This is a genomic window from Paraburkholderia sp. SG-MS1, assembly GCF_012275575.1.
In the GTDB taxonomy this organism is placed as follows: domain Bacteria; phylum Pseudomonadota; class Gammaproteobacteria; order Burkholderiales; family Burkholderiaceae; genus Paraburkholderia.
On record NZ_NPIH01000215.1, the window covers coordinates 17,624 to 23,388 of the forward strand.

The following is a 5,765-nucleotide window of genomic DNA, read 5'->3' on the forward strand; positions in this document are numbered from 1 at the left end:
CCCGACACCGAACTGCCGCATGCGTTGGGACCCGCCGCGATCCACCAGTTGCCGGACGCGTTACGCAACGACTATCTGCATGCTTTCGCCGGTGCGTTGCACACGGTGTATCTCGCGGCCGCTTGCGTCGTGGTGCTGGCTTTCGCGCTAGCTTGGCTGCTGAAGGATCATCCGCTGCGCAAGCAGTGATGCCGCGGGTGTCTTTCGGCGCTTGATACAAGCGCTTAAATGACGGACCGGGACGAGGTCGAGCGCTAGGCGCATCGACCTCGTTTTCATTATTCGCCGTCGCGCCGTTGCGTTGCGCAAGCGCCGCAATTCATGCGCGCGTTGCAGTTGTCCTGCAACTCTGGAAAAACCCACACGTCCAGTCGTTTTGCCGGCATCGGCACTGTTTCGTCGTACCTGGCAATGTGCGGTAGCGCACACAAGATAGGTGCCAACGGCGATTGACGTTATGAGCGAAACACCACATATTGGAAACATCGGTAGTGCAAGCGCGGCTTGCGTTTCCTGACTCTCCGGCGCATGTGGATCGTGATTCCGCGGACAAGGCTCCAGCCTCAACACGATCCGGAGCATGCCGTAATGGCATTGTTTTCCACAGGCGGGTCCACGGCATGTCCACCCAGACAGCACTCGGCCATAGTTTTCCAACACCCTGCAAACAGTGCGGCGGTGCACTATACCGGCAGGTCGACTATTGTCCCTATTGCGGCGCGGTACATCCGCTCGAAGAGAGCTCATACCGGCGCACGCCGTTCGCAGGCCGCCGGACCGGCGCGAGCGACCAGGCCGGCCAGAAATTTCACGACGTGCAGGCTTCGTCGGGTGACACCGCGACGGTCCACGCTGTGCGTCCCGACGAGGCCGCGCCATCCGCAGTCTCACCTCGTGCCGCACCGGCCGCCGCACCTCACACCGCGCCAGCGTCAACGCGCGTGCCTCTTCCGCCGTACGACGACAACACCTATCCACCGCGTGAAGGACTCACGTTTCGCCACGCGCTCATTGCGATTGCCGTGCTTGTCGTCATCGGCCTGGCGTTTGTCGCATTTGCGCTATTTAGCGCCGGCAGTGATCCGGAAGACACGACTGGCGATCAGATCACGTCCACTGGTCGGGACGCCAGAATGATTACCGGGACGATCGCGCCATTCGTACCGGCTCAATCGATTCCCCCTGCCGCCGCAGCCATGCCTTCCGCACCGGCCAACGTGGCAAAGATAACGCCACCCGCTCCCGCAACGCCTGTCGTGCCACCGGTCGTCGCGCCGCCAGTCGCCGCGGCAACCGTCGCCGCGCCACCCGTCGTCCTGCCGCCTGTCGCCGCGCCGCCCGTCGTCGTGACGCCTGCCAGACCTGCGCCGCAGTTCCGCGATGTCGCGCAAGCCATGCAAGCGGCGCGGCTCGCGTTTCGCGCCAACGACCTGTCCGCCGCGCAAGCCGCACTCGGTGCCGCGCTGGCGATGCAACCGGGCAACAGCGCCGCGCAGGACCTGGCGTCCGAATTGCGGCCCCTGACCTCGCGCCGCGACGCCGCATTGCAAGCCGCGCAAACATGCATCGCGCAGCAGTCGTGGCCCTGCGCGCGCGCGCATGCCAACGAGGCGCTCACGATCGACACCGGCAACGAAACAGCCAGGGGTATCCTCGCGCGAGTGATTCGCGAGACCGGCTGGGCGCCGCTCAACCCGCGCGCAGCAACTGCCGCGCCGGCGCAAGGCAAACCGCTCGCGCAGCCACAGGGCGCCGCGGCAACGCCACAGAGCCAACTGCCAACGCCGTTGCCGCAAGGCGTGCCTGCAACTGGCGACTTGTCGGCGGCAGCGCCGCGCACCGGCACCGCAGGAACGACAAATGGCGTCGACGCGCGCGAGCGCGCCATCAAGGATTCCGGTTGGAGTCGGGCACCGTCGAACGGCGGAAAATCGTCAACCAGCACGCCAGCCGGCCAGTGAAATTTGTTCGGATACCGAATCACATAACAGATATCCGCTCAAAGCGCACACATTAATGCGTGCGCTTTGAGCGGCAACAGACGGACGCGGCCATCGAAGCGCGTCGAACATGACATGGCAACCGGCTCTCCTGCGCTTCACGCGCGCTGACGCGCGAGGCTGTACAACCTGACCGATAGGTGAATAGACCATGCTGAAGAGACTTCTCGCGGGATGGCTGGGGATGGCGCTGATCCTCGTATGTTCACTGGCTGGCGCGGAACCGGCGCACTACAAGATCGTCACCGGGCCCGAGCGCGGCACTTATATCCAGATCGGCCAAGACCTGTCGAAATGGGTCGCTCAACCGGTCGGCATCGACCTCGACGTGGTGGCGTCGAAGGGCTCCGCGGAGAACGTGCAGCGCATGCGCTTCGAGCCCGGCGTCAAACTCGCGCTGGTGCAGTCCGACGTGTACCAGGCCTACATCGACATGGCGAACGCGGGCAATCCCGACGCTGGCACGACGATCCGGCCGCTGCGACTCATCATGCCGCTCTACGACGAGGAAATTAACGTCGTGGTGCGCGCGGATTCGCCGCTGAAAACCCTCGCCGACATCAAGGACAAGACCATCAGCGTCGGCCTGCTGGGCAGCGGCACCGCCCAATCGGCCACGACGCTCTACCACCTGATGTTCGGCCAGCCGATTCCCGCACAGAACGTCCAGCACCTGAGCAACGAGGACGCCCTCGCCGCGCTGATCGTGAAGAAGGTGGACGTGGCGATCATCGTGGTCGGGCAACCGGCCAAGCTGTTCAACGACATGAACCCCGAGCTGCTGCAACAGATCCGCCTCTTGCGGGTCGATCCCGCCGCGCCCGAAACCGCGCGCGCCAAACAGACCTACTTCCCCACCACGATCCGCACGGCCAGCTACCCGACCTGGTTGAAGGAAGACGTCCCCGCGCTGACTGTCAAGGCCTTTCTCGTCACCTACGACTATGGGCTGCGCGATACCGTCGGGAATCTGAACCGCTTCGCCGACTCGCTGTGCGCGAACTTCGACACACTGCAGGAGCACGGCCATCCCAAATGGAAGCAGGTGAAGCTCGAATTGCCGCCCCTCGTGCGCGGCTGGAAATATTACGGGCCAGTCGAAAAGCATCTGCGCGCGTGCCTGACGAACCGGAGCGCCGCGATGAACGCGGCCGCCACGCAAGCGGCGCAAAAACCACGTTCGACCTGCACGGATCAGGAGCGCCTGCTTCTGTTGTGCAAATAGCTTCGCCTGAAGGGCGAACAGCTTCGCGGGATGCGCGCGTTCAGGCGCGCTCCCGTTCCCTTCCTCCTGCCGCGGCCGACGCGTCCATCGCCCGTTGCAACGCTTCGTACGCCTTCGGCCGATTGCATTGCGAGACGTTAAAGCGCAGAAAGCCCGCCGCCGATTGCGACGCGCTGAACACGTTGCCCGGTGCGAACACGACGTTGTCGGCGAGCGCATGACGCGCGACGTCGGCGGCATCGAGCGAATCCGGCAAACGGGCCCACACGAAGATGCCGCCGCGCGGCCGGGTCCAGATATCGAGGCCGACATAACCGAGCCGCCTGACGGTCTCGCCCATCGCGTCGGCGAGCTTCGCGCGCATCGATTCCAGATGCCGCCGGTAGGTGCCGTCCACCAGCATGCGATGCACGACGCTCGCCGCGAGCTGGCCGTTGCCGAACGTGGTCGCCAGCTTCAGGTCGATCAGCGGCTCGATCCATTCGGCGCGCGCGGCGACGTAGCCGCAGCGCACCGCCGCGGACAGGGTCTTCGAAAAACTGCCGATCGACACCACCCGCGCGAGCCCGTCGAACGCCGCGAGACGCGGCGCGGGTTCGTCCTCGAGGTCGGCGAAGATATCGTCCTCGACGATCAGCAGATCGTGCTCGCCCGCGAGCTTCAACAGCCGATGCGCGACAGCCGGCGCGAGCGTCGCGCCCGTTGGATTGTGGATCGCCGAGTTGGTTACATAGAGCCGCGGACGATGCTCGATCAGTACCCGTTCGAACGCCGCCAGATCGGGCCCGCAAGGCGTGTACGGCACGCTCACGATGCGGGCGCGATGAGCGCGCAGCAAGGCCTGAAAGTTGAAATAGCACGGATCGTCGATCAGCACGGTGTCGCCCGGCTCGAGCAGGAAGCGGCACACCAGATCGAGCGCGTGCGTGCCGCCGTCGGTCAGCACGATCTGCTCGGGCGGCGCATCCACGCCGTGCTGCGAGAGCCGCCACGCGAGTTGCTGGCGCAGCGCGGGCAGGCCGGCCGGGCACGCGTAGTCGGCGAGCACGGACTGAGGATCGCGCGCCACCGCGCGTAGCGCGCGGCGCACGCCGTCTTCCGGCAGCCACGCGGCCGGCACCCAGCCGCAGCCAGGTTTCAGCACCTTCGAGCCCGCCTCCAGAGACTGCCGCGTGAGCCACAGCGGATCGACCTCGCGATCCAGACGTGGTCCGAGATCGGCGAGCGCGAGCGGCGGCGCATGACCCGACACGAAAAATCCGGAGCCTCGCCGCGCGACGATCACGCCTTCCGCGACCAGCCTGTCGTACGCTTCCACGACGGTCGACTTCGATACGCCGAGTGTCTCGGTCATCGCGCGGAGAGAGGGCACGCGCGCGCCCGGCATCAACGAGCGGCTCGCGATGCGCTCGCGCAAACTGTCCATCACCGTGCCGACACGCGTGCCCGACGCGCCCCGGCTGCTCTGACTCTCCACCATCTGTACTGCTCCATGTTCGGTACAGTTTGTACGAATTGTACTGATCTGTAGCTTACCTTTTCCAGCGAGAAGCGGGATCCTATGCGTTCTATTTCATGGGCATATGGACTCTTCCGATGGACAAGACGACGAACGGCTGGCTCAGCGGTCTCGCAGGCGTACTGATTTTCAGCGGCTCGCTGCCCGCCACGCGGCTTGCCGTGCAAGGCCTCGATCCGGTGTTTCTGACCGTGGCCCGCGCGACGATCGCCGGCACGCTCGGGCTCTTGCTGCTGCTGGTGTTTCGTGAGACGCGCCCCGCGCGCCGCGATCTGCTTCCGCTCGTCGTGGTCGCACTCGGCGTGGTGGTCGGCTTTCCGCTGCTGACGGCGCTCGCGCTGCGCCACGTCAGTTCTGCGCATGCGGTCGTGTTCGTCGGCCTGCTGCCGCTCGCAACCGCGATCTTCGCCGTGCTGCGCGGCGGCGAGCGTCCGCAACCGGCGTTCTGGCTGTTCTCGGCGCTGGGCAGCGGCGCGGTGGTCGCGTTCGCAATGCGCCACGGCATCGACGCATCACCCATCGGCGATGCGCTCATGCTCGGCGCCATCGTCGTATGCGGCCTGGGCTATGCCGAAGGCGCGCGTTTGTCGCGGCATCTCGGCGGCTGGCAGGTGATTTCGTGGGCGCTGGTGCTGTCGCTGCCGCTGATGCTGCCACTCGCCTGGTGGACCCGGCCCGCTTCGTTCGAGGGCGTCAGCCACGCTGCGTTCTGGGGACTCGCGTACGTGTCGCTTTTCAGCATGCTGATCGGTTTCGTGTTCTGGTATCGCGGGCTCGCGCTCGGCGGTATCGCGGCGGTCGGGCAGTTGCAGCTGCTCCAGCCGTTTTTCGGGCTGCTGCTGGCCGGACTGCTGCTGCACGAACAGGTGCCCCCCGCGATGATTCTGGTCACGGTCGTAGTGGTGGCGTGCGTCGCGGGTGCGCGGCGTTTCTCGCGAGCCGCGCCGGTGCGGCCGGCGATTTGAACCGCGGGTCGGTCAGGGCCGCAGTCGTGACGGTGCTAACGGTCACGGCCGTGGCC

At 65.9% G+C, this 5,765-nt stretch carries 4 protein-coding genes and 1 pseudogene; 4 read left to right on the forward strand and 1 reads right to left on the reverse strand.

Annotated elements, in window-relative coordinates; translation table 11 throughout:
- The 3 genes and pseudogenes from CIC12_RS33200 to CIC12_RS18115 all read left to right on the forward strand — a co-directional run.
- A pseudogene (locus CIC12_RS33200) lies at positions 1-189 on the forward strand (EmrB/QacA family drug resistance transporter); the annotation flags it as partial.
- Between the two features lie 431 nt (positions 190-620).
- Positions 621-1,961: a hypothetical protein gene (locus tag CIC12_RS18110; protein ID WP_168665563.1), complete on the forward strand. Its 1,341-nt coding sequence runs from the start codon at positions 621-623 to the stop codon at positions 1,959-1,961.
- Positions 1,962-2,151: 190 nt separating this feature from the next.
- On the forward strand, positions 2,152-3,225 hold the full coding sequence (locus CIC12_RS18115) for a TAXI family TRAP transporter solute-binding subunit (RefSeq protein ID WP_168665565.1): 1,074 nt from the start codon (positions 2,152-2,154) through the stop codon (positions 3,223-3,225).
- 40 nt (positions 3,226-3,265) lie between these two features.
- Here CIC12_RS18115 and CIC12_RS18120 read toward each other — a convergent pair whose 3' ends face one another.
- Entirely contained in the window at positions 3,266-4,705 is a 1,440-nt protein-coding gene (locus CIC12_RS18120) for an aminotransferase-like domain-containing protein (RefSeq protein WP_168665567.1), read from the reverse strand.
- 116 nt (positions 4,706-4,821) lie between these two features.
- Between CIC12_RS18120 and CIC12_RS18125 the strand changes: the two genes are divergently transcribed.
- Positions 4,822-5,709, forward strand: a complete 888-nt coding sequence (locus CIC12_RS18125; RefSeq protein ID WP_168665569.1) for a DMT family transporter — start codon at positions 4,822-4,824, stop codon at positions 5,707-5,709.
- The last annotated feature ends 56 nt before the right edge of the window (positions 5,710-5,765 follow it).

What these genes read in the sequence shown, in the direction of transcription:
- CIC12_RS18110 (WP_168665563.1), top strand. Translation starts at nt 621, where the DNA reads ATGTCCACCCAGACAGCACTCGGCCATAGTTTTCCAACACCCTGCAAA.
- CIC12_RS18115 (WP_168665565.1), top strand. Translation starts at nt 2,152, where the DNA reads ATGCTGAAGAGACTTCTCGCGGGATGGCTGGGGATGGCGCTGATCCTC.
- CIC12_RS18120 (WP_168665567.1), bottom strand. Translation starts at nt 4,705, where the DNA reads ATGGTGGAGAGTCAGAGCAGCCGGGGCGCGTCGGGCACGCGTGTCGGC.
- CIC12_RS18125 (WP_168665569.1), top strand. Translation starts at nt 4,822, where the DNA reads ATGGACAAGACGACGAACGGCTGGCTCAGCGGTCTCGCAGGCGTACTG.